Raw genomic sequence first — 23522 nt, forward strand, 5'->3', positions numbered from 1 at the left:
GATGTTCAAACCTTTGTATGTATTTGATATGGATGAAACGCTGATCAATGCTGATGCAGCAATGCTTTGGAATGAGTTCTTGGTTGAAAAGGGCATTGTCACCGCGCCCAACTTTATTGAAGAAGATAAGCGCTTAATGGGCTTGTATTCGGAAGGCAAATTGAACATGGAAGATTACCTCACGTTCGCTATGCAGCCACTCGCGGACATGCCAATAGAGCAAGTCACAGCATTGGTCGAAGAGTGTGTTGAACAGCATATTTTGCCTAAACAGTTCAAGCAGTCGAAACCTTTGATTGAGCAGCTTGAGAATGATGATATCGATATGTTGATCATCTCTGCCAGCGTGACTTTCTTAGTGGAAGCGGTGGGTCGTAAGATTGGTATCGAGAATGCACTCGGTATTGATTTGATTGAAAACCAAGGCCGTTTTACGTCTCAAATATCAGGCGTACCAAGCTATCGTGAAGGCAAAGTGACGCGTTTAAAAGAGTGGTTAGACAATCAAGAAACTAACTACTCAGACATTCACTTTTATACGGATTCAATCAACGACTTACCTTTGTGTGAACACGCCGATTTTGCCTATCTGGTGAACCCATGTCCGCGTTTAAAAGCGTTAGCCGATCAACCGAACTGGTCGATTCTCGACTGGGATTAACGCGAATCTTATATTCGAATTAGGTTCTTTCTAGAGCTCATCAAGCCGCTGACTACAGCGGCTTTTTTGTACATCAGGCTAATGTTTGATTTATCATCTTAGCTGACAAAAGCACGCATGTAACAATTCAATAACATCTATTCCTCGGCTGTAAATCAAACCACCATCTTTCAATCCCTTGATAGCACTCACTTTCCTGTTTTAGTGATTTGCGTGTAACAAATATTTTACAATTTGACGGGTTTTTAGCGTTATTGCCCATTTCCTTCCATCCATTCCATTATTTCCGCTTGTGGGCCAAATTTAATTAAGGACAAAAACCACGTAATACAAAACCAATAGGTACAAGGAGAAAGTTCATGGTGGATACATACAACCCGCTTGGTACGGATGGATTCGAGTTTGTTGAATACACGGCCGTTGACCACAAGGGAATTGAGCAACTTAAAGCACTGTTTGTGTCACTTGGTTTTGCTGAGGTCGCCAAGCATCGCTCAAAAGAGGCTTGGCTGTATCGACAAGGTGACATCAACTTCATCGTTAATGAACAGCCGCACAGCCAAGCGGAAGCGTTCGCCAAGGTGCATGGGCCATCGGTGTGCGGCATGGCTTTTCGTGTCAACGAAGCGACAGCTGCAATGGAGCAAGCATTCAAGGGCGGTGGTGAGGAGTACAAAACAGAAATAGGGCCGATGGAGCTGAGCATTCCTGCCATTTACGGCATCGGTGAAAGCCTGCTCTATTTTGTGGATCGTTATGGCAAGCAGAGCATCTACGATGTCGATTTCCGATTCTATGACGATGCGGAACAGCGCATGGCCGAAGCCAATGTTGGCTTGTATGAAATCGATCACCTCACGCACAACGTGAAACAAGGCAATATGGATGTATGGTCTGGTTTTTATGAGCGTATCGGTAACTTCCGTGAGATTCGCTACTTCGATATCGAAGGTAAGCTGACAGGCCTTGTGAGCCGCGCCATGACCTCACCATGTGGCAAGATTCGCATCCCAATCAATGAGTCTTCCGACGACAAATCACAAATCGAAGAGTTCATTCGCGAATACAACGGCGAAGGCATCCAACATATCGCACTCGCTACGGATGACATCTACAAAACGGTGAAAACCCTGCGTGATCGCGGTATGGACTTTATGCCAACTCCTGACACCTACTATGAGAAAGTTGACGATCGTGTGAAAGGCCACGGGGAAGATACCGATTTGCTGCGTGACCTACGCGTTCTGATTGATGGCGCGCCGACCAAAGACGGCATCTTGCTGCAAATTTTCACACAGACAGTAATCGGGCCTGTGTTCTTTGAAATCATTCAGCGTAAAGGCAACGAAGGCTTTGGTGAAGGTAACTTCAAGGCGCTGTTTGAATCGATTGAAGAGGACCAGATTCGTCGAGGAGTATTAGACGATGCATAAATGGATCTCGTTTCCTCATCGGGAGGGGGTGTGTTCTAAACAAGCGCACGCCGATTTTCCCGAAGAGGCAATTTATGAGCGAGAAGCTGGCCGGAGTGGTTTCTTCGGCCCTGCGGCTCACTTTCATCACCAACACGCCCCAACAGGTTGGTCGGAGTGGGAGGGCGATCTGCGCCCTCGCGCTTTTGATTTTACGCTGGTGGAAAAAGCCAGCCAGATAACCCCTTGGGCGGTGCCTCATCTTTTACACAATGCGGACTGCAAAATCCGCGTGTGGCGAATGGATGAGAAGATGGATTTCTTGGTGCGTAATTCTGATGGTGATGAGCTGCTGTTCATTCATCAAGGCAGCGCCGATCTCTATTGTGACTATGGTCATCTAGAGGTGAGTGAAGGGGATTACGTGATGATCCCGCGCTCGACCAACTGGCGTTTAGAGCCAAGCGAGCCGATGTTTATCTTGATGATTGAGAACACAGACGCGGCTTACTCCTTGCCAGAGAAAGGCATGGTCGGTAATCACGCGGTGTTTGATCCGGCGGTGCTCGACATCCCTTCAATCAACGATCAATTCCGCGCTCAGTATTCAGAAAGCCAGACTCAGGTTCAGGTAAAACGTCACGACAAAGTCAGTGTGATCACCTATCCGTTCAATCCATTGGATGCAATTGGCTGGCATGGCGACTTAGCGGTGGTGAAAGTGAATTGGCGAGATATCAGACCGCTGATGTCACATCGCTACCACTTGCCACCTTCTGCGCATACGACGTTTGTTGGCGCAGGCTTTGTGGTGTGCACCTTTGTACCGCGCCCGATTGAGAGCGATCCAGGTGCATTGAAAGTGCCGTTCTACCACAACAATGACGATTATGACGAAGTGCTGTTCTATCACGCAGGTGACTTCTTTAGCCGCGATAATATTGAAGCGGGTATGGTGACTTTCCACCCGGCGGGCTTCACTCATGGGCCTCATCCTAAAGCCTTTAAGGCTGGGCAAGCGCATAAGAAAAAGTTCACCGATGAAGTCGCGGTGATGATCGATACTCGCCATGCGCTGCAGTTCTCTGATGAACTCGATAGCGTTGAGAACAAAGAATATGTCTACAGTTGGCAAGACACGGGTTTGCAAGAGACAGGTTCTCAAACCATGGCTGACGATAAGAAGTAAGGGACAAGGATGAAATTAGCAACCAAGAAAAATGGCACTCGCGACGGTCTATTGATGGTCGTAAGTAAAGATCTTAAACAATGTGTATCTGCCACCGAAATCTTCCATGCGATGCATCTGGCGCCAACCATGCAGGTAGCATTGGATAACTGGGACAGCGTGGCTTCTCAGTTAGAAGAGTTATACACCTCGTTAAACAACGGGCATGTGACTGGCAGTGAAGTGTTTGCACCTCAGTACTGTGAATCACCTCTACCACGCGCATATCAATGGGCTGATGGCAGCGCGTATGTAAACCACGTTGAACTGGTGCGTAAAGCGCGTGGTGCTGAAATGCCAGAAAGCTTCTGGGTCGATCCACTCATGTATCAAGGCGGCTCAGACGCGTTTATCGGTCCTCGTGACAACATCGAATTTGCCAGCGACGAGTGGGGCATCGATTTCGAAGGTGAGGTCGCGATTGTGACCGGTGATGTGCCTATGGGTGCCAGTGCTAAACAAGCGCACGATTCGATTCGCTTGCTGATGTTGGTGAATGATGTGTCGCTGCGTGGTTTGATTCCGGCTGAACTCGCTAAGGGTTTTGGTTTCTTCCAGTCTAAACCGTCTTCGGCGTTCTCTCCGGTTGCCGTTACACCTGATGAGCTAGGTGAACAGTGGAAAGGCAGCAAGGTGCATCTGCCACTGACTTCAACCTACAACGACCAGCCTTTTGGTTGTCCGAATGCTGGCGTAGATATGACTTTCAACTTTGCTGAACTAGTAGTCCATGCTGCGAAAACTCGCCCACTATCGGCGGGTGCAATCATAGGTTCAGGTACGGTATCGAATAAGCAAGGCACTGACCATGGCACCTCAATTGCCGAGGGCGGAGTGGGTTATTCATGTATTGCCGAAGTGCGAATGATTGAGACGATTCGTGATGGTAAACCGTCGACTCAATTCATGTCGTTTGGCGATTCGATCAAGCTTGAGATGTTTGATGCAGCTGGTGACTCCATTTTTGGTGCGATTGACCAAAAAGTGAGCCAGTATCGAGCGCTATAATCCACGTAATAGGATTTCTGTATGAGCGAGAACATCGTGAACAAGAACATTATACTTTACGGTTATTGGCGCTCTTCGGCTGCCTATCGAGTACGTATTGGGTTGAACCTAAAACAACTCAACTATGAGTCTAAATCGGTGCACTTGGTGCGTAATGGCGGCGAGCAGCATGACCCACAATATCGTGAGCTCAACGCCAGTGAATTAGTGCCGGTGCTGGTGGATGGTGAAGTTCAACTCAATCAGTCACTGGCTATTCTTCAATATCTCGATGAACACTATTTGTGTGAGAGCAGCCCTGACTCCTCGCTCATTCCAGAGCAAACACCACTGCGCTATCAAGCACTGGCGATGGCTCAGGATATTGCGATGGAAATTCATCCTCTTAATAACCTGCGCGTGTTGCAATATTTGGAGAGAGAATTATCTTGCGAACAAGAGGTGAAAATGGATTGGCTTCACTATTGGATGAGCCAAGGTTTCTGTGCTCTAGAAGAGAAGTTGGCAAAGCACAGAAAAGCACATGGCGACTCGATGTATAGCCTCACGGATTCACCATGCATTGTCGATATCTGCTTGGTGCCGCAGGTGTATAACGCGCTGCGCTTTGGCGTTGATATGTCACCTTATCCGCTGATTAACTCGATAGTCGAAGCGTGTAACCAGTTGCCCGCTTTTATTGAGGCGATGCCAGAGAACCAAGCGGATGCGAATGCACCGATGTGAACGTATTGAATTCTTTTCAATGAACTGGAAACGTTATTTGGATTAAATCACGTTATAATTACGATTTGGTATATTTAAAGATATTATGTATTCATTATTTTCAGGTTTAATTTCCAATTTTATGAATATTTATCTCGTCTAGTATTAAACGGTCCGAATAAAATAAGCCTCATTATTATTAAATAAGAGGCCTGTTTAATGGATTTATATTAGTGATGGTTATCTCTCGATAACTTTAGTAATAAACAATACCTTCGCCTTTTGTAATCAGAGTACCAGCTTCATTGGTAATTATTTTATCTAAATCAAATAATGAACCAATCGCCGCATTACCCAATCCAGCTTCAACGAACTTACAAACGGCATCAATTTTTGGGCCCATAGAACCAGCAGGGAATGAAAATTCTGCTAAACCAGCAGGTGTTGCTTGCTTCATTTCTGCTTGGTCTTCTTTACCATAGTTACGGAAAATTGAACCATCGGTTAAGATAATAAATAGGTCAGCATGGATTTTTTCAGCCAGTAATTCAGCCGTAAGATCTTTGTCAATGACGCACTCTACGCCAGTACTCTTACCCTGTTCAATACTCACGGGAACACCGCCGCCGCCACAAGCGATAACAAGATTTTCTGTATCTAGAAGAGTTTCAATTTGCTGAATTTCAACAATACTTTTTGGCATAGGAGAAGGCACAACGCGTCGGTAGTACTCGCCATCAGCTTTAAACTGCATTGTGCTTTGAGCCATCAACTCTTTAGCTCGTTGCTCTGTATATACAGGGCCAACAAATTTAGTTGGGTTAGCAAACGCCGGGTCTTTTTTGCATACTTCAGTTTGCGTGACTAGCGTCGCTACGTCTAATTCAGGGTCAATGTTTCTGAGCTCTTGTTGTAACATGTAGCCCACCATGCCACAGGTTTGAGAGCCGAGTACATCCATTGGGTATGGTGTCGTCTCTGGCGAATATTCGCTATAAGCCGCGTTTTGTTCCATCAACAAACCTACTTGTGGGCCATTACCATGAACGATAACAATCTCATGCTCGTGTGCTATCGCAGCAATACTCGCCGCTGATTTGATTATATTTTCACGTTGGTTCTCAGCCGTTAATGCTTGGCCTCTTGCTAAAAGAGCGTTACCGCCTAAAGCTAATACTATGCGCATGATAATGTCTCCGATCATTTAATAATGATTTTATTTATTTTACGTAGGGATTAACCGCTTGTTTCTAATTAAATTCAAGCTTATTAATAACAATGACTAGGTTTTTAATTACTCTTAAGTAATTAACATGCCGAGATAGTATGGGAAAATAACCGTCCTAAATGTGATAGCTATCAAATTATTATTTCACTAGAAATGGAGCTGTGGAAATGGGAGTTATTGCAATTCGATTAAATATCCATAAGCTTGGATACAATCCAGTGGTGGACTCTTTTTTCGTATAAATGATTCGTCTTTAGTGAATATTATCTCTGGCTATAAAATGATTAATTTTCAAATTTTGTTCTAAATATGACGTTCAGATCGCATTAAGATCTTTAGAAAAGGTACCGGGCCAAACTGATGAGAGGGTTCATGAGCTTAAATAGTGGCTTCGATTCGGTTTTCAATCGGCTGCCTTTACTCCAGATGTTATCTGACAGCCAAGTGAAAAGTGGAGATAGCTTGCTACGTTCTAGGCCTAATAGCTAAAGCGAAACAACGCGCTTTATCTCTTCCAAGACCTCGGCGTTAGCGATTGCTCCGAGGTTTTCTACATCTTTGCCATTCACGACCTGTTTCACTGCTAGCTCCACAAGCTTGCCCGACCGTGTTTTTGGCACATCGCTGATCGCAAATATCTGGCTTGGCACATGCCTTGGTGAACAAGATGACTTGAGTTTACTCTTGATGGCGGCCAATAGCGTTTCATTTAGAATCACACCTTGCTGCAGTTGAACAAACAGCCAAATCTGCTCATTGCGGTCGACATCTTTACCGACTGCGATGGAATCGATGATGCCCTCAATGGTGTTCACTTGCTGATAGATCTCGGCAGTACCAATTCGCACACCACCAGGGTTGAGCGTGGTGTCGCCTCGCCCGTAGAACAGGTAGCCACAATGCACGCTCTGTGCGACTTCATCACCGTGATGCCACACATTATCGAACTTGTCCCAGTAAGTGCTGTGGTAGCGCTCTCCGGTGTCATTCCAGAAGCCAACAGGGAAGTTGGGTAGGGAGTTTGTACACACCAGTTCGCCACGTTCTTGGTTGACCTTGTTGCCAGACGAATTGAACACCTTGATGTCGACGCCAAGCCCGGCCTGTTGGCACTCGCCGCGATACACTGGCGAGATAGGATTACCCAACACAAAACAGCCACAAATATCCGTACCACCAGAAATAGACGCTAAATGCAGGTCTTGTTTGATGTGCTTGTAGACATAATCGAACTGCTCCGGGTAAAGCACAGAACCCGTCGAGCACAGTGTTCTTAAGTGAGGAAGAGAGTGACTGTCGATCGGCGAGAGTTCTGCCTTCTCAATCGCTTCTAGATACTTGGCTGAGGTGCCAAATGTCGATACATCAGCTCGCTGCGCTAAATCCCACAGAACGTTAGGTTGCGGATAAACTGGGCTGCCATCAAAGATGACCAAACAAGCCCCACTGGCGAGCGCAGAGACGTGCCAGTTCCACATCATCCAACCACAAGTGGTGTAGTAGAACACGCGATCTTTCGGTTTAATATCGCAGTGAAGTTGATGCTCTTTTAGGTGATTGATGATGGTGCCGCCAACAGAATGCACAATGCACTTTGGCTTGCCTGTCGTACCGGAAGAGTAGAGCACAAACAGTGGTTCATTGAAGCCGACACGAATGAATCGAAGAGGTTTTGGCTGATAGTGATTAATGATGCTTTGCCAGCTTTGGAGCGACACATCATGTTCAACTTTGTTTTTCTTTAAATCGCTCTTCTCTAAATCGCTCTTATCTAAATCATTGTTCGGTTTCAAATAACCGATCTCACACACCTGTTTTAATTCGTTTAAGTGCTCGATGATTTGACGGTTCTTGTCCGTCATATCGAACGTTTTTCCATTGAAGGTATAACCGTCACAGGTGAAAAGCACCTTAGGTTTCACTTGGCCAAATCGCTCAATCACACTCTCTACGCCAAAATCAGGCGAAGTCGATGTCCAAATCGCACCTAAGCTGGTGGTCGCCAACATCGCTATCACGGTTTGCGGTAGATAAGGGGTATAAGCAGCAACCACATCACCTTGTTGAACGCCGCTATCGACAAGCCATTGTTGAACGCTAGAGACTGCTTCACACAGGGTTTTCCATGTATAACTCTGTTGTTCGCCACGCTCGTTCTCAAACCAAATTGCACGTTCATCCGGCATCTCTTGCGCCAAACGCAGTAAGTTCTCGGCGTAGTTAACTTGAGCATTCGGGAACCACACCGCATCGCGATTTGATTTCGGCTGTTGCCAGCGGCTCTCACCTTGGGTTTTGATGAGCTCGCCTTGTGCCTTATCAAGACTGTCCTGCGAGCCCACCATTCCACAAAACTGCCATACGTTTTGCCAAAACGACTCGGGATGTTCCACAGACCATTGATGAAGCTCCGCGTAGTTTTTCAATTCCCGCTCGAGTATGCCCTGTTGATCAAGGCTATCCATGAATCGGGTCATGTTGGCTTGTGCTATACGCTGCTCACTAGGTTGCCAAATTGGCTTATTGCTTTCGTGCATTCCTTTACCTTTAACAAAAAGTTAACGATTTCAGTCTGGTATTTAGGTTTTACAAAGTCAAAAGATCAGCAAAATAAGGGGTTGTCGGAATTGTGTAAATAAAATGTTACACGATTGCCTGTTTCGAAAAATCGCGCAAATTGGCGGATATAAGGAGTGGAGATAGGCTTAAAGGGAGACATTCGAAAGGAGGTATGTAATGACTCAATATCATTCTAAGCCCGTGAGCCAAGAGGGATGGGTTGAGTGGAGCCTCGAAGAAGACGCCATTTGGCACGACTTAGTGAAAAGGCAACTGGACGTCATTAATGACCGCGCATGCGATGCCTATTTACACGGTTTGACCCTGCTGGATTTGCCATTAGACAGAGTTCCCCAGCTTCCAGAGATAAACAAAGTGCTAATGGAAACAACAGGTTGGCAGGTACAGCCTGTGCCTGCGCTGATCGATTTCGACCGTTTCTTTGATTTACTCGCCAATAAGAAATTCCCAGTGGCGACATTTCTGAGAACGCGAGACGAGTTCGATTATTTACAAGAACCTGATTTCTTTCATGAAATTTTCGGTCACTGTGCCATGCTCACCAATACCGATTTTGCGACATTCACTGAGCACTACGGAAAACTAGGCCAAGCAGCCACACCTAAACAACGCGCGTATCTTGCCCGTTTGTATTGGTTTACGGTCGAGTTCGGTTTAGTAAAAGAAGGTCATAGACTGAAAATCTATGGCGGTGGCATTCTTTCGTCTCCGGCGGAAACCATGTATGCGTTGGGAGGGGATTTGGCCGTTCGTGAGCGGTTCGATCTGCAAACGGTTTTAAGAACCCCTTATCGCATCGACATCATACAACCGAAATATTACGTGATTGATGAGCTGTCTGAGCTCTTCAAAATCAGTCAGGAAAACCTATTGCAGCAAGCTGATCTCGCGATAGACGAGGGATTACTACCACCACTTTTTGAACCTAAGGAACCAACACATGTTGAATGAACAAAAATGCGAAGCCTGCAGTATCGATGCAATTTCGCTTAATAAAGATGACCAACAATCTTTACTGTTGGAGTTGTCTGATTGGCAGATCATCGAAAGAGACGGCATCCCACAACTTGAGAAGGTGTTTAAGTTTAAGAACTACAAACAAGCATGGGCATTCAGCAATAAAGTGTCAGAGTTGGCAGAAGAAGAATTCCACCACCCTTCGATTTTATTGGAGTGGGGTAAAGTCACCGTCACTTGGTGGAGCCACTCAATCAAAGGCCTACACAAGAATGACTTCATCTGCGCCTCACGTTGCGATGTGTTCGTGGTGAGTGAATAGTCTTTCTGGCTGGAGAGGTACTTCTCCAGCCTCTGTGATTCGAACATCTCATTATTCGACTCATATTATGATTTGAATAATGAGATTAAACGGCTCATAATGTGATTAGAATAAGTGTAACTTTCGCATCATGAGGCGTATTATGTGGATTTGGCAACAAGATAATTGGCCAAACTTTGTTTGGGATAATCAGAAAATAGGCGTGAGGTTAAGAGAAGTACGGCTTAATCAAGGCATCCTATTGGGCAAGATAACCTCTCAATCCGCAGACCAAACGCAAACAATGCTCGATACTTTGCTAGCGAACATTGTCCATTCTAGTGCGATCGAAGGAGAAAAACTCAACGCCTTCTCGGTTCGTTCTTCTTTAGCCAACAAGCTTGGCGTGAGTGAAGAGCGCGCTTTTCCTACGACAGAACAAACCGATGGCCTAGCCGAAATTATGTTGGATGCCGTGCAGAACCTCACTGAGCCACTAGCGCTTGATAGGGTTTTGCATTGGCACGATAGGCTGTTTCCTCAAGGTTACACCATGTTTAACCCTGTGATCGGAGGTCAGCTAAGAGGTGATGCTCCCATGCAAGTGGTATCGGGAAGAATTGACCGCCCGACCGTACATTTTGAAGCGCCTAGCCGAGATATTCTTGATGCTGAGTTAGATGCGTTTATCACATGGTTTAATGGTTCACTTACCGATGAGTCACTCGATCCTTTACTTAGAGCTGCGATAACTCACCTTTGGTTTATCACCTTACACCCATTAGATGACGGTAATGGCCGTATTACTCGATTGTTGACTGACTTGGCATTAGCACAGGCAGAAAAGCAGTCGGTACGTTTCTATGCGATGTCGGTGGGGATTCTCGCTAACCGTAAGCATTACTACGAGATATTGGAGCGAACCCAGAAAGGGGGACTCGATATTAGCGAATGGTTGATGTGGTTCTTAGATACGTTAGACGAGACGTTTACAGGTGTTTTTGCTGAGGTCGATCAAACGGTTTATAAGACCAATTATTGGCGATGTGTTGATCAAACCAAGCTTACGGCAGAGCAAGTAAAAGTGTTGAATAGGATGCTCGATGGTGATTTTTCAGAAGGTATAAATGCTAGTCAATATAAAAAGGTAGCAAAGGTAAGTAGTGCCACTGCAACACGTCATTTGAACGCTTTGATTGAGTATGGCTGCTTAGTCAAATCTGGTTCTGGTGGCAGAAGCACGCGCTATCTGTTGCCGGAGTAGGGTTTATACACTCATACTTCAACTTATATGCCTCTAGTGACCGGATTTCAGTGGTATTCTAATCTTCAATTACAAACCAACATTCAGTCAACTAAACATACATGAACCGAGACAGTAGGACTTTGATGAAAGCACCTTTAAAATCGAGTGGCGAAAAAGGTATCTTCAATAAATTTGATTGGGTTAAAGAGGCAGATAGCAAACTCATTAGTGCGAAATTACTTAGAGAAAGCGGCAATCAGAAAACATTAGAACTTGAATCATTAATGAAGACTACCTCTTACACATCAAGTGATGTTTTTGAGGTCTTAACTATCAAAGATGCTGCTTACAAATCGAGTGTTTTGATGTTGGGATATGCACTTGAGTTGTTACTTAAATCAGGGGTTGTGTCATTACTCATATCTGCGCCTAAAGATTTACTTGAAAAAAAGGTCAGAGCTTATAGCCATAACCTAGTAAGTGTTGCTTTGGACTTAGGTATGAAACTGTCTAAGAGCGAGACTGAGCTGTTAAAAACTTTAAGTAGTTACATTATTAATGAGACACGGTATCCAGTTACTCCTGAATCAGTTGAGGATTATTGTAATAAAACTAACGAAATCAATGGTTTTATTGCTAATGATAAATGTTTTTGTGATGGACTAGAGTTTTATAGCAAGCTTAAGAAGATTATAAATGATATTGATGGAACTCCTGACAATATGAAAATCTACTCTCGTATGGAATTGGAACGAGATGGATACATCATATTTCGAGTTGGTGGCTCTCTTCCTCCTGTCATTATTGTTAAATACTGTCAGACTCAGATTGATGCCAACACAAACACATTGGGCACGATTAAAGAGTTACTTATAAATAAGAATAAACAAAATATGTCTATCTATTCTCATTTGATGGAGTCTTCGTGGGATGCCGCTTTGTTTTTCTATGTGAGTAATAAGCAGGGCTTAACGCGCGTTCCCACTGGTAGTGAGAAATAAACAGGAGCAAAGTCATTGAGGCTCAGTGTTCTCCTGATTCATTTTATATTTAGCTTTCGAAAATATAACCTTTCGGTTTTTATATGAGATCTGGCTCATAGCGTGCAAACTTGTTGGTGCTTTGAGCTAAACGTACTTTCCCAAACTAGCTTGACCTGCATCAGCGACTTGCTGCTTTCTCGTCCGACAGCCCTCACTATTGCTCATAGTATTGGTTTTATGAGGCTGCTCTATGATATATTTCTTGGCCAAGCGTATTACAGACGAAGGCTAATAATGTCTATCAACCTTTCACTCCTTCCACCCAGTGAGAAAAATAAAATCGAACTGGATAAGCAAGCATCGTTTCTTGTATGGAAACTGAAGCAAGCGAAATGTGGCCCTGAAGCCATTGTTGAAGAAGCAATGAAGCTAGGTGATCCAGAAGAAAAGGCTTGGTTTGATCAGTCTGTTGAAAAATACAAACGAGTAATGGGTGTCGCATAAACGCAGACAAACCTTACCCAGCAAAGCTGTTGAATTGAAATGACGCAGTAATTTGCTAGAATTTGCACCGTTAATTGAATCAGAGAGAAGATCCCGATGGGAAGAAGTTTTGAAGTGCGCAAGGCCTCAATGGCGAAAACTGCAGGCGCAAAAATTAAAGTTTATTCTAAATACGGTAAAGAGATTTACGTACTGGCTAAGAACGGTAGCTCTGACCCAGACATGAACTTACCTCTTAAGCACCTGATTGCTAAAGCGAAGAAAGACCAAGTACCCGCTCACGTTATTGACAAAGCGATCGATAAAGCGAACGGCGGCGGCGGTGAAGACTTCCAACCAGCTCGTTACGAAGGTTTTGGCCCAGGTGGCACAAGCGTAATCGTTGACTGTTTAACAGATAACGGCAACCGTACTTTCCAAGACGTTCGCCAATGTTTCGTTAAAACTGGCGCGAAAATCGGTGTTGAAGGTACTGTTTCTCACATGTTCGCTCACCAAGCTGTATTCCAGTTTGCTGGTGAAGATGACGAGATCATCCTAGAAACGCTAATGATGGAAGATGTAGACGTGACTGACGTTGAGCTAGAAGACGGTGTTATCACTGTATTCGCTCCAACGACTGAGTTCTTCAAAACGAAGACTGCATTACACACTGCGTTCCCTGAGCTAACGCTAGACGTTGAGGAAATCACTTTCGTTCCTCAAACAACTACGCCAGTAGCTGAAGAAGATTCTGAGAAGTTCCAGAAGTTCTTAGACATGCTTGACGACTGTGATGACGTTCAGCAGGTTTACCACAACGCTGAGCTGTAATATCAATCAATAATTGATAGCTTTGCTCTTGTGAGTAGAATGTAGAATACAAAAAACCGAGCCTAGTGCTCGGTTTTTTTATGGGGGTAATTCAGGCATTTATCTGTGAACATAGCTTTTTTATCGTAGCGCTTTGATCGCAGCTTCTAGATCATAAGCCCTTGATCATCGTTCCGTGATCTCTGGTACGCAAAGCGTTCTCGGGCGACAAATCCATGCTGAGAGTTTTCTGATCAAAGGGAGCACGGTGAGGTTGAGCGTGATGGCACACGGCCAAGCAATCAAAAAGCTTTGCAGCCAGATTGGCGGCCATTCGTGGCTGAATCCCATTTTGTAGCCAGAAATTAACCCAGACATGATGGTCGCCATGGTCAGGGAGGATAAAATCGCGGTTACCCAAAATTGTTTGTTGTTCATACAGTGTTCTCCCGTGATTTTCTGTTGTTGATGAGATAAGGTTACATCTATCCATTAGTGAGAAAAATAGGCACATATAGAAGCATGAATTCCATATTTGGAAACATTGATGATCTGTTCTTATTCTGTGCAGTGGTTGAAGAGGGCTCTTTGCTATCGGCCTCTAAACGGCTGCAATTGCCTGTGTCGACCATGTCGCGTCGGTTAACCGCATTGGAAGATCGCCTGAATATCCGACTTTTAGAAAAGAAAGGTCGTGAGCTGGTGGCCACTAAAGACGGTGAGGCGGCCTTTGCTGCACTGAGCAGTGGCATGGAGTCTATCCATCAAGGCTTTAATAGCTTGTTGGAAGAGCGTGATGCTATCCAAGGTAAGATTAAGCTCGCAGTGCCTCATAACTTCTATAGTGGCTTTCTAGGGGCGACAGTAGAGCAATTCCTCACTCAATATCCGAACGTTCAGCTCGACCTAACCCTGAGCCAGCAGCAGCTTATTCCTCAGACCGATCGTGACTTACTGATTACGTTTAAGATCTCGGATATGGAAGGCATGATTGCTCGGCCACTTTTCAAAGCCAAGCACGGATTTTTCGCAAGCCAAGAATATTTAGATTCGCGTGAGACAATTGAAAAACCGGACGACTTAGAGCATCAAGACTGGATTAACGTCGACGATGTGTTTGATATGCCGCTCTACAAGTCCGACCGCTTAGAACAGATGATCACGATTAAACCCAAGTTCATCGTCAACGATATTCATGCGGTGGCGGCCGCAGCGCAAAAAGGCTTGGGGCTCGCTTCATTGCCTTTTCGTCATGTATCCCCTGAGATGAATTTGATTCAAGTGCTCCCTGAGTATCATCGGGGTGATCGCCAAGCGTATTTAGTGTACAAAGAAAGAAAATATCAGCCAAAGGCTTTGACCCTGCTTATTGATGCATTGATTGAGAGTGTTCGATCTTTTCATAGCGATGACTTGGTCAAATAAAAGGAGAAAGAAATGAAAGTAAGTTTTATCGGGCTAGGCGTTATGGGCTTCCCAATGGCAGGCCACCTAGTCAAAGCCGGTTTTGAAGTAACGGTATTTAACCGCACTCACAGCAAAGCGCTAGACTGGGCTGATAAACACCAAGGTAAAGCGGCAGAATCTGTGTCTGAGTGTGTCGTGGAAGCTGACGTGGTATTAGTTTGTGTGGGCAACGATGACGATGTACGCAGCATGACAACCAGCGAAACAGGCGCACTGGCTGCAATGAAGCCAAACGCGATTCTTGTCGACCACACCACAACGTCTGCTGTTCTGTCTGAAGAGTTTGAAGTGGCAGCTAAGCAAGCCGGTATTCGCTTTATGGATGCACCTGTGTCTGGTGGCCAAGCGGGCGCAGAAAACGGCGTGTTAACCATCATGTGTGGTGGCGAACAAGCGCTTTTCAACGACCTCCAACCTGTGTTCGAAGCTTACGGAAAATCGTCAGTTCTGATGGGTAAAGTCGGTCAAGGCCAACGCGCGAAAATGGTTAACCAGATCTGCATTGCAGGTGTATTGAACGGTTTATCTGAAGGCTTGGTACTTGCTGAAAAATCAGGTTTGGATATCCCAACTCTGGTTGATTGCCTTAAAAACGGCGCAGCAGGTTCATGGCAGATGGAAAACCGCGCGACCACAATGGCGCAAGACAAGTTCGATTTCGGCTTCGCCATTGATTGGATGATCAAAGACTTAGGCTTCTGTCTAGATGAAGCAGAGCGCCAAGGCATCCAACTTCCTTTGACGGAAAAAACCAACAACGCATACAAGGCACTGTCTGCCCAAGGACAAGGCCGTATGGATACCTCGGTATTGATGAAAGCCGTGGTTGAAGAGACAAAGAAGTAGAAAGAGTAATAGAAACTTCGTTTAGATAATTAAAAATAGCCGCTCACTAGCGGCTATTTTTGTTTGGCTTGTGTTAGCTAACTTTATTTAGAACTTTCAGGTGTGTTGGTGGCTTTAATCCCCAAATGTGCCAAAGGCAGCAGTAGCTCATTTGACATCACGTTGTGATAGTTACCTTTATGAACCAAATCTTCATCACTCTCATCAAGAACCAGTTCGATATTGCTTGCTAGATCCGGAAGTAATAAACGATATGTGTATTCCTTTACACGACTTAAGAAATCAGCCCCTAATTGCGTCAGTTCATCACCAATCACCACTAAATCAGGGTTTAATTGGTTAATGTTATTCACTAAGCCATGTGCCAAGCACTTAGCTAAGTAATCAACCGCGTTTATCGCAGCAGATTCTCTGTCATGAAATGCATTAACTACCATTTCAAAGTCCGCGGATACTAGTGACGCCTCTTGCTTGTAGCGTTCCACTAAAGCCGTCGTCGAGCTATACAGCTCAAGGCAACCTAGATTGCCACACTTACATTGCGGCCCTTGAAAATTGATCGATGTGTGGCCAATCTCCCCAGCAGTACCTAAACTGCCGTGATAAACCTGCCCTTCAATCACTAAGCCCGAACCTACACCCTGCCCAAGAGAGACATACAGTAAAACGCTTGCTTCATAGGTGCTTTGTAGCTGGCGCCAAACCGCGAGTGCTGCCAGTTTTGCATCATGGCCAGCATAAATTGGATAGTCTGGAAATTGTTCTCGCATGTGGGAAATGAAATCAATATCTTGCCAATTTTTAGCATCAGTCATCAGCATGATTTTATTATCTTGCTCTAAGAATGGACCGGGCATCGCCACTGCAATCCCCAAAACATCACATTCCTGCTCTTTCAGAACATCGCTCACTTGCTTAGTCAAATACTCGATCAGCTCTTCTGGGCTATTATCAGTATTAATGGGTTTGACTACGTTGGTTAGCGAAACACCATTGAGATCGTAGGTATCAATTGAGAAGTTAGTACGCTGTATTCGAACGGACACAATTCGTAGATGTTGGGTATTGAACCCCAGATAGATAGAGCTTCGACCACGTGCCGCTTTTCGCACACCCGTTTCAACAATAAGCCCTTGTTCTATTAAAGGTTTTATCGCTCTCGTCACCGTCGCTTGGTCAAGTCCAACCAATTGGCTGATCTCTTTTCTGGAGCAACTACCACTATTGTGAAGTGCATTAAGAATGACGCGCTTATTATGATTTTGTACATCATCTAACGAAACGCCCAGTCCGCTTCTCATAGGCTTATTCATAGTTCTCCCGACCAATTTGATCTGCAATAACGTTCCAATGGATCTACACAATATATAGAAAAAGTTAAGATTCAATAAAATCATATAGTTAGAAATTGAGCCTACTTTACTTATGTGAGCGCAATCTCAAGTTCATCATACTATATTTGTTAGCTGCAATTAAATGAAATATATTTGATTGCAGGTTGCAATTAAATATATTTCGATAACATTGGAGGTCCTTGTGGTATTCGATAAGAAGAAGCATCAGGCAATTATTGATCAAGTTGAAGAATACATCGCTGAGCATAAAGATACGGTTAAGCAGCACCATTGGCGTGAGCATTACCATTACCAAGCACCGGTAGGCTGGATTAATGACCCGCATGGATTGATTCAATATCAGGGTAAATATCACCTTTTCTATCAACACCATCCTTTCACTGGCAAGTGGGGAACCATGCACTGGGGACACGCAGTCAGCGAAGATCTCATTCACTGGGAAACACTGCCAGAAGCTTTAGCACCAAGTGAAGAATATGACGGCTGGGATGGCGGAGGTATTTTTACTGGTAGTGCTGTGAACAATGATGGTGTGATGACACTTTTCTACACTGGGTGTGCTCAAGCTCGCCAAGTTCAATGCATGGCAACATCGACTGATGGCATTAACTTTGACAAGTACGACGGTAATCCAATCTTATCTGATCCGCCAGAGGGAATTAACCTGCATGACTTCCGCGATCCAAAGGTTTGGAAACACGATGGGTCATGGTACATGGTGACGGGTGTTACAGATGGCGTGAGCGATCTAATTAACCCATCAAACTACGAGACCAACGGTTTCGGTAAAGTATGTCTACACCGCTCGGAAAACTTAACCGATTGGGAATTCGTAGGGTACTGTGTAGAGAGTATGGGTGAATTAGGCACAATGCTTGAGTGTCCAAATATTTTCAAATTGGGTGACAAGCACGTACTCATGTATTCACCTATGGGTATGCAGCAACGTCAGGTGGTCTACCTTGTTGGTGACCTTGATTACCAAACAGGCAAATTCCATTGGTCAACAATGGGCTCATTAGATTGGGGCTTTGACTACTATGCACCACAAGTATTCGATGATGAAAATGGGCGTACTCTAATCCAAGCATGGATTGGTTCATGGCCGTTCATGCCATGGTGTGATGGAACTTACGACACCAGTGAACTTGGTTGGTACGGGAGCATCTCTCTGGCTCGTGAAGTATCTTTATGTCATGACGGAAAACTGAAATTCACACCTGTACAAGAAGTTGAAAAATTGCGTCATTCACCAAAAAGGCATACTGAACTCAAGTTAAACGATGGTGAAAAATTCGCATTTGAAGCAGGTGATAATGTTCACTGTGAAATCATTGCTGACATCGATCTAGCCGCAAGCGACTGTGATAGCATTGTATTTGAAATTCGCAGTAAAGGTGAGCAGAAAACACTGATTGAGTTGGATCTAAAGAAAGGCGAACTGGCCTTTGATCGTACTCAATCGGGCAGTCGTTCAGCCTTACGTAGAACATGCCCACTAGAGTGTGCGAGTAAAGATCGAGCAAACATCCGTATCTTTATGGACAGTATTTCTGTGGAAGTCTTTACCGATGGAGGTCGTACTGTGATGACCAATAACATCTTCTCTGATGAAGACAGTGCAGGTCTCTATGTATACGCTAAGAACGGCAATGCTAGAATTGAGACACTAAAAACATTCGGTATGAAAAGTGTTGCCGAATAACTGATTCAGCTTTCCCCTTCTTCTTTTTAGCCCAGCTTATTGCTGGGCTTTTTTGTTCATCAAAAAGTATCCCCATGAAAAAAAGTCCTTTTTATCCAACTCAAATAACGATCCTCAAAACAAAAACACGATCCTTTTCACATTCTACATTTCATTTAATTGCCAGCTGCAATTAAATGAAATAGATTTAATTGCAAGAAACAATTAAACCTAAATTGGAGAAGAAAATGGCTATCGTTACACTAAGACAACTACTGGATCACGCAGCAGAAAATGGTTATGCAGTTCCAGCTTTCAACATCAGCAACATGGAGCAAGGACTTGCCATTGTTCGCGCTGCAGCAAAATGTAATTCAGGTGTCATCCTACAGGCGAGTATCAATGCTCGTAAAAGCTACGCAGGTGATGTGATGCTTTACAAGATGGTTTGTGCACTTGCTGAAATGTTCCCGAAAACACCAATCGTTCTTCATCAAGATCATGGCAATAGCGAAGAAACATGTCTGTCAGCAATTCGCCACGGCTTTACATCGGTCATGATGGATGGCTCATTGGAGCGTGATGCATCAACACCAAGCAGCTACGACTACAATGTAGATATTACTTCTCGTATCGCTCAATCTGCGCACTGGGTTGGTGCTTCAGTTGAAGGTGAGTTGGGTTGTATTGGCTCTTTAGAAACCGGTGAAGCTGAAGCTGAAGATGGCGTTGGTGCTGTTGGTATCCTTGAAAAGAGCCAGCTGCTAACAGACCCAGATCAAGCCGTTGATTTTGTTAAAAGAACAAAGGTTGACGCATTAGCGATCGCTTGTGGCACAAGCCATGGTGCTTACAAGTTCACTCGCAAACCTGATGGCGATATCTTAGCGATGAACGTAATCGAAGAAATTCACTCGAAGCTCCCAACGACTCACCTAGTTATGCATGGAGCTTCATCGGTTCCTCAATACTTACAAGATATGATCAATGAGAATGGCGGTGAAATGCCTCAAACATATGGTGTGCCAATCGAAGAAATCGAGCGCGGTATCAAACATGGTGTTCGCAAGGTAAACATCGATACTGATTGCCGTATGGCGATGTCTGGTCGCTTCCGAGAATTAGCGATGAAAAATCCGCAAGAGTTTGACCCTCGTAAGTTCCTATTAGCAGGAATGGATGAACTAACGACACTTTGTTTAAACCGATTTGAACGATTTGGTTGTGCTGGTCACGGTGACAAGATTACACCAATTTCTATGGATGATATGGCTGCACGCTACGCTAGCGGTGAGCTGTAATTCAAAGGAGTTCTATGTATGGGAAATTGTGTATTTATAGGCAGAAGCACGATTGATTTGATGAGCTTTGTTGAAGTGATGCCTGATCCTGATCAAAAGGTGAATGCGATTGCTGATTTTATTGGTGGTGGTGGGTCTGCACTCAATGCTGCCATTGCATGCAACGCATTAGGCTCTGATGTACACCTTTGGACATGTTTAGGTAAAGAGCACCTCTATAAATCGATAGTGACAGCAGAGCTTAATGAACACGAAATTTCGGTTGTGGATTTAAGTTTAGACGATGAATACCAGCTACCACTATCGAACATTATCTCTGCAAAGCAAACTGCATCTAGGCTCATCGTTAACGCCAGTCAGCCTGATTGCGAAAAGGTGATGAGTTTAGACCCTAAGTGGCTAGATAATGCAAAGCTCGTATTACTTGATCAATATGAGCATCCGTTTATTAGCGCAAACGTGCAAGCTTTGGCTGAGTTTACTGGGGATATTGTGTTAGACGCTGGTACTTGGAAATCGCACAGCGAACAGTTTTTATCTCTCTGTACTATTCCTATTGTTTCGGAGGAATTCACCAATGGTGACAAAGATAAAATGCAGGCACTTTGCGACCAATACGGGATCAAAAAGTGGGCAATGACGCTGGGTGACAAAGGTGTTTTTTATAGTGATGAGTCAAGTAGCGGGGTAATTCCTGCACCTAAAGTTGACGCTATCGATACGCTAGGTGCCGGGGATATTTTCCATGGAGCTTTTTGTCACTACTACTCGGAGAGTCAAGATTTTCGTGACTCTCTAAAGAAAGCCAGTCACATAGCGGCATTATCATGTACCGAATTAGGAACCAGATCATGGCTAAAACATATTCGCTAACGGGTGATGACATTGCAAGCGTTCCTCAACTGGTCGCCAACACCTACCAAGAGTCTGGGAAACAGGTTCTTGTCATTGGTATCTCTGGTGCACCAGCGACGGGTAAATCAACGTTGTCTGAATCCCTACTATCTGGACTGTCACAGTTAGGATTTAAAGCCCAACTGTGTCCAATGGACGGCTTTCACTACCCCAACTCAGTACTGAAAGAGAAAGGACTGACGTCAGTCAAAGGTAGCATCGAAACATTTGATGTAACCTCGTTGGCACATTTGCTTTCCGAAGCGGTGACGCCAAACACTGACGCATTCTTTTGGCCGAAATACTGTCGTGAGTTACACGATCCAATTGTTGAAGGTTTTTTAATTGAGCCGGACACTCAAATTATTTTACTCGAAGGCAATTACATCTACTCAACCGATGAAGACTGGCGACCTGTCAGTGATTTAATTGACTTAAAGATCTTTCTCACAGCAAGTGAGGAAGTACTCAGAGAGCGATTAATCTCAAGACACTTGGCTGGTGGAAAGTCGAAACAAGAGGCGCTCGATAAAACCGAGCGCGTGGATCTAGTCAATGCGTTAAAAATAAAACAATACGAATCAAACGCAGACTACGTAATCCAGACGCACTAGAACAGCGTCCCATGTACCCTACAATTCTCATGGAGAGATCAAATGATTCTTAGTGAAAGCAATAAGAAAATGTTCTTTTTGACATTCATTTGCGCCGCGGCAACGATTGGTGGATTCCTATTTGGAATGGACACCATAGTTATTGGCGGCACGATTACACAAATCACACAACAGTTTGAGTTATCGTCCTTACAACAGGGCTGGTATGTATCTTCAGCGCTCGTTGGCTGCCTATTTGGTAGTATAATTGCTGGCCCTATTGCGGACTATGCTGGGCGTAAAAAACCTCTGATGCTAGGTGCTATATTAGCTATCGTATCAGTGCTTGGTTGTATGTACGCAGACTCATTCAACTTACTGATCTGGGCTCGTATCATAGGTGGCTTTGGTATTGGTATCGCAACTGTAGTTTGCCCGATGTACATTGCAGAAGTTGCTCCAGCAAGACATAGAGGAAAACTCAGTAACTTATTTCAAGTTGCCATCGTTATCGGTTTAACGTGTTCGGTTGTTACCAACACACTTATTGTTGATTACAGCCAATCTGCCGTTGTCACTGGTCATTACCTGGATCACTTCTTTATTACTGAAAATTGGCGTGGCATGTTCTCTGTTGAGTTTTTGCCAGCAGTCATCTTCCTTGCTTTGGTCGTGTTTTTTCCAGAGTCCCCTCGTTGGTTGATATCTAAATCGAGAGAGAAAGAAGCCGCTAACATTCTCAAAAAACTCCTAACCAAAGGTGAAGCGGAAGAAGCGATCATTGAATGTCGACAGGTAATTCGCTCTGAAAAAGCAGGTTCGTACAAACAATTAGTAAAAAATCCTGTAATGCGCTTTGGCTTGATGACCGGTGTACTACTGGCCATCTGGTCTGAATGGTCTGGTGTGACTGTTGTTATGTACTACGGTCCAGTCATGCTAGAAGAAATTATGGGAAGTCAGGGGTCAGCACTTGGCGGATTTGGTTGGATTTGTCTAGTAAGTGTCATCTTCACCTCACTTTCAATGGTATTCATTGATAAAGTAGGCCGCAGAAAAATGCTGATAACTTCTGCACTTGGTTGTTTCGTTTGTCTTATCGGCCTAGCGATATTCTTCGACAGACCGGATACTCCACCGATGTTGATTGTTGGACTAATGGCGTTCTTTGTTGCTTTCACAGCACTAGGTTTAGGTCCTCTGAAGTTCACGATTTCAGCTGAGATTTTACCAACTTCAGTCCGTGGCCGCGCGGTCTCAATAACAACGGCAGCAATCTGGATTCAAGGTGTTATCTTGAACTCATTTACACCAGCTTTTAGAGAATCATTTGGAACATCGGCACTGTTCATCATGTTCGCGATTATCTTGCTTGGCCAAGTTTGGTTTGCCATCAAAATCCTTCCTGAGACAGCAAATCGCAGTTTAGAAAGCATCGAGAAAGAGTTAAAGCAACGATTTGATATAAAAGAGGTCGAAGGTAAAGAACTTCAACCAAAGCAAGTATAGCGATTTAATTAATACTGTTATGAGTAGAGCCTCCACCATATAGGGGGCTCTTTATTTTCAAAAAACTCACCACATACATTCCCCACTCCCGTCCCAACTCCAACATTCACTCCTCATTATTACCATTCGTCATATTGATAAAACGGCGTGACAGTTTGTGGCTAACCTCTCAACTTCAACCTTTGAAAGGGATTAGAAATCGCGAGTATTTGGGCTGTTATTTTCCTCATCCCAATCACACTTAATTGTTCCATCGTTTTCACCTATT

General features: G+C 44.4%; 22 protein-coding genes and 1 pseudogene. 18 read left to right on the forward strand and 5 right to left on the reverse strand.

All coding sequences use genetic code 11. The features are described from left to right. Window position 1 precedes the first annotated feature (1 nt). Window positions 2–661, forward strand: coding sequence for an HAD family hydrolase (locus OCU90_RS24080; protein ID WP_061021086.1), 660 nt, complete (start codon window positions 2–4; stop codon window positions 659–661). A gap of 93 nt (window positions 662–754) precedes the next feature. Here the strand turns inward: OCU90_RS24080 and OCU90_RS24085 are convergent. Then, window positions 755–937: pseudogene (locus OCU90_RS24085) on the reverse strand (hypothetical protein). Window positions 938–1020: 83 nt separating this feature from the next. Between OCU90_RS24085 and hppD the strand changes: the two are divergent. From hppD to maiA, 4 genes are read left to right on the forward strand one after another with little or no spacing between them, the layout of a single operon-like run. After that, on the forward strand, window positions 1021–2094 hold the full coding sequence (gene hppD, locus OCU90_RS24090) for a 4-hydroxyphenylpyruvate dioxygenase (RefSeq protein WP_061021088.1): 1074 nt from the start codon (window positions 1021–1023) through the stop codon (window positions 2092–2094). After that, entirely contained in the window at window positions 2087–3262 is a 1176-nt protein-coding gene (locus OCU90_RS24095; RefSeq protein ID WP_061021089.1) for a homogentisate 1,2-dioxygenase, read from the forward strand. The genes hppD and OCU90_RS24095 overlap by 8 nt, the downstream gene beginning before the upstream one ends. Window positions 3263–3271: 9 nt before the next feature. After that, window positions 3272–4309: a fumarylacetoacetate hydrolase family protein gene (locus OCU90_RS24100; protein WP_061021092.1), complete on the forward strand. Its 1038-nt coding sequence runs from the start codon at window positions 3272–3274 to the stop codon at window positions 4307–4309. Window positions 4310–4330: 21 nt separating this feature from the next. Continuing rightward, window positions 4331–5035: a maleylacetoacetate isomerase gene (gene maiA / locus OCU90_RS24105; RefSeq protein WP_061021093.1), complete on the forward strand. Its 705-nt coding sequence runs from the start codon at window positions 4331–4333 to the stop codon at window positions 5033–5035. Between the two features lie 235 nt (window positions 5036–5270). On the opposite strand, the gene OCU90_RS24110 is transcribed toward maiA, so the two are convergent. Both OCU90_RS24110 and OCU90_RS24115 read right to left on the reverse strand, forming a co-directional pair. Then, a complete protein-coding gene (locus OCU90_RS24110) occupies window positions 5271–6200 on the reverse strand; it encodes a carbamate kinase (protein ID WP_061021097.1) in 930 nt (309 codons plus the stop codon). 527 nt (window positions 6201–6727) lie between these two features. Further along, entirely contained in the window at window positions 6728–8779 is a 2052-nt protein-coding gene (locus tag OCU90_RS24115; RefSeq protein WP_061021104.1) for an acetoacetate--CoA ligase, read from the reverse strand. Window positions 8780–8978: 199 nt separating this feature from the next. Between OCU90_RS24115 and phhA the strand changes: the two genes are divergently transcribed. The 6 genes from phhA (at window position 8979) to OCU90_RS24145 (ending at window position 13626) form a co-directional block, all read left to right on the forward strand. Further along, window positions 8979–9773, forward strand: a complete 795-nt coding sequence (phhA, locus tag OCU90_RS24120; protein ID WP_061021107.1) for a phenylalanine 4-monooxygenase — start codon at window positions 8979–8981, stop codon at window positions 9771–9773. Next, window positions 9763–10101: a 4a-hydroxytetrahydrobiopterin dehydratase gene (locus OCU90_RS24125; RefSeq protein WP_061021109.1), complete on the forward strand. Its 339-nt coding sequence runs from the start codon at window positions 9763–9765 to the stop codon at window positions 10099–10101. The genes phhA and OCU90_RS24125 overlap by 11 nt, the downstream gene beginning before the upstream one ends. 142 nt (window positions 10102–10243) lie before the next feature. After that, on the forward strand, window positions 10244–11344 hold the full coding sequence (locus OCU90_RS24130; RefSeq protein ID WP_061021111.1) for a Fic family protein: 1101 nt from the start codon (window positions 10244–10246) through the stop codon (window positions 11342–11344). 125 nt (window positions 11345–11469) lie between these two features. Further along, window positions 11470–12327, forward strand: a complete 858-nt coding sequence (locus OCU90_RS24135) for a hypothetical protein (RefSeq protein WP_061021113.1) — start codon at window positions 11470–11472, stop codon at window positions 12325–12327. A 276-nt stretch (window positions 12328–12603) separates the two neighbouring features. After that, a complete protein-coding gene (locus OCU90_RS24140) occupies window positions 12604–12813 on the forward strand; it encodes a DUF3283 family protein (RefSeq protein ID WP_004732615.1) in 210 nt (69 codons plus the stop codon). Between the two features lie 96 nt (window positions 12814–12909). After that, window positions 12910–13626, forward strand: coding sequence for a YebC/PmpR family DNA-binding transcriptional regulator (locus tag OCU90_RS24145; protein ID WP_004732617.1), 717 nt, complete (start codon window positions 12910–12912; stop codon window positions 13624–13626). A gap of 165 nt (window positions 13627–13791) precedes the next feature. Here OCU90_RS24145 and OCU90_RS24150 read toward each other — a convergent pair whose 3' ends face one another. Beyond that, window positions 13792–14043 carry a DUF2798 domain-containing protein gene (locus tag OCU90_RS24150; RefSeq protein WP_017084971.1) on the reverse strand — a complete coding sequence of 84 codons (252 nt, stop codon included), beginning with the start codon at window positions 14041–14043 and terminating at the stop codon, window positions 13792–13794. An 84-nt stretch (window positions 14044–14127) separates the two neighbouring features. Here OCU90_RS24150 and OCU90_RS24155 point away from each other — a divergent pair, with 84 nt between their 5' ends. Continuing rightward, window positions 14128–15030, forward strand: a complete 903-nt coding sequence (locus tag OCU90_RS24155) for a LysR family transcriptional regulator (protein WP_061021116.1) — start codon at window positions 14128–14130, stop codon at window positions 15028–15030. A gap of 12 nt (window positions 15031–15042) precedes the next feature. Then, window positions 15043–15918 carry an NAD(P)-dependent oxidoreductase gene (locus tag OCU90_RS24160; protein WP_061021117.1) on the forward strand — a complete coding sequence of 292 codons (876 nt, stop codon included), beginning with the start codon at window positions 15043–15045 and terminating at the stop codon, window positions 15916–15918. Window positions 15919–16001: 83 nt separating this feature from the next. Here OCU90_RS24160 and OCU90_RS24165 read toward each other — a convergent pair whose 3' ends face one another. Then, window positions 16002–17231: an ROK family transcriptional regulator gene (locus tag OCU90_RS24165; RefSeq protein WP_019351022.1), complete on the reverse strand. Its 1230-nt coding sequence runs from the start codon at window positions 17229–17231 to the stop codon at window positions 16002–16004. A 223-nt stretch (window positions 17232–17454) separates the two neighbouring features. Here OCU90_RS24165 and OCU90_RS24170 point away from each other — a divergent pair, with 223 nt between their 5' ends. The 5 genes from OCU90_RS24170 to OCU90_RS24190 all read left to right on the forward strand — a co-directional run bounded on the left by OCU90_RS24170 (window position 17455) and on the right by OCU90_RS24190 (window position 23254). Then, window positions 17455–18978 (forward strand): glycoside hydrolase family 32 protein, encoded by a 1524-nt coding sequence (locus OCU90_RS24170; RefSeq protein WP_004732627.1) that lies wholly within the window; start codon window positions 17455–17457, stop codon window positions 18976–18978. 227 nt (window positions 18979–19205) lie between these two features. Further along, window positions 19206–20258 (forward strand): class II fructose-bisphosphate aldolase, encoded by a 1053-nt coding sequence (fba, locus tag OCU90_RS24175; protein ID WP_004732628.1) that lies wholly within the window; start codon window positions 19206–19208, stop codon window positions 20256–20258. An 18-nt stretch (window positions 20259–20276) separates the two neighbouring features. Then, window positions 20277–21131, forward strand: coding sequence for a PfkB family carbohydrate kinase (locus OCU90_RS24180; protein ID WP_004732631.1), 855 nt, complete (start codon window positions 20277–20279; stop codon window positions 21129–21131). After that, window positions 21110–21766 (forward strand): nucleoside/nucleotide kinase family protein, encoded by a 657-nt coding sequence (locus OCU90_RS24185; RefSeq protein ID WP_004732633.1) that lies wholly within the window; start codon window positions 21110–21112, stop codon window positions 21764–21766. Before OCU90_RS24180 ends, OCU90_RS24185 begins: the two co-directional genes overlap by 22 nt. 42 nt (window positions 21767–21808) lie before the next feature. Beyond that, window positions 21809–23254, forward strand: coding sequence for a sugar porter family MFS transporter (locus OCU90_RS24190; protein WP_004732634.1), 1446 nt, complete (start codon window positions 21809–21811; stop codon window positions 23252–23254). Window positions 23255–23522 lie beyond the last annotated feature (268 nt).

It is taken from the genome of Vibrio splendidus, from assembly GCF_024347615.1.
Lineage (GTDB): Bacteria > Pseudomonadota > Gammaproteobacteria > Enterobacterales > Vibrionaceae > Vibrio > Vibrio splendidus.